The organism is Rothia sp. HMSC078H08 (genome assembly GCF_001808955.1).
GTDB lineage: Bacteria > Actinomycetota > Actinomycetes > Actinomycetales > Micrococcaceae > Rothia.
The window spans coordinates 1-1093 of sequence record NZ_KV795242.1 but is presented as its reverse complement, the minus strand read 5'-3'; the positions used below and the strand labels follow the sequence as shown (position 1 = coordinate 1093).

The 1093-nt window shown below is 56.2% G+C and carries 1 protein-coding gene; it reads right to left on the bottom strand.

Annotated elements, in window-relative coordinates; translation table 11 throughout:
- Positions 1-715 precede the first annotated feature (715 nt).
- Positions 716-1003, bottom strand: coding sequence for a Rossmann-fold NAD(P)-binding domain-containing protein (locus HMPREF2528_RS01135; protein ID WP_204371245.1), 288 nt, complete (start codon positions 1001-1003; stop codon positions 716-718).
- Between the last annotated feature and the right edge of the window lie 90 nt (positions 1004-1093).

The following is a 1093-nucleotide window of genomic DNA, read 5'->3' as shown; positions in this document are numbered from 1 at the left end:
AGATGCCTCCAACCACACTCAACTCTGAAGAGCCGTTTTACTGTCCCGACATTCCAGTTGTCCTCAGTTTTCGATGCCGTCTCAAACCGAGTGCCGCCAAGTAACACTATGTCGTGTTTCATCGGCTTCGGGGACAAAAGCCGGGGCAATCTCAAAAACTCATTCCAAACTCGGGGCTTTGAGTTTTCGTTTTTGTCCCAAAGGGCACGGCGGACAGCCTTTAGAGGTTCGATATCGACGAAAACGCCCGCTTTGAAACTCAAGTGCCTTTTCGTGTGCGAGCCGCCAGCTGCAATAGGAAGTGAATCAACGCAGGCGCCTTTCAAGCAGTTTGCAAAACTGCAGGTTGCAGGCCTTCATTGCTAGTAGGGGAAATGAGTAGTCTCAGGTGGCTTGCCCATGAGTTAGCGAGCAGGTTGGGGCTTCGTTGTTGGCGCAATCACTTCGTGCACACTCGAAAGGTCTGTTTAACTTCAGACAGGGCGCCAGTGCCTACGCGCAGTGGCGCAGATGATGGGCAGCAAGAGACAAGCATCTGCTGCCGCCCATCAGAAAGCATCGTACAGGCCATACCACACGTCGGTGTAGATGAAGTCGGCGCCCTTGATGCACTCGGTTGTCGTCGGAGACCTTGCAGTTCTCCTCGCCGATGGCCATGAGGTCGCCCATCTCCTGCGAAGGCGGGCGAGCCGTAGCTCGCCCGACCTGGTACGTCTTACAGACCGTGCTTACCGAGAGCGGCCATGCGCTCATTGATGGTGGCGCGGTATGCCGCAGCCTTCTGCTCGTCGGGCTCGCTCTGGGGGCACAGAGTGGCCAGGATGGCGCGAATGGAGTGCTTGCGGTTCTCGGCCTCGACCCAGCACAGGGAGCGCTCGGGATCGTCCATGACCTCGTCGACGACTTCCTCGCCACGGTTGGCGGGCAGGCAGTGCATGAACATGCTGTTCGGACCGGCAACGTTCATCATATCCCAGGTCACCTGGTACTTCGGATAGAACACATCCATGTAGCTGGAGCTGGAGACTTCACCTTGATTATCAACTTTATCCGAACACCTCCCACATTCATCCGCACATGTGCGGATGAATGT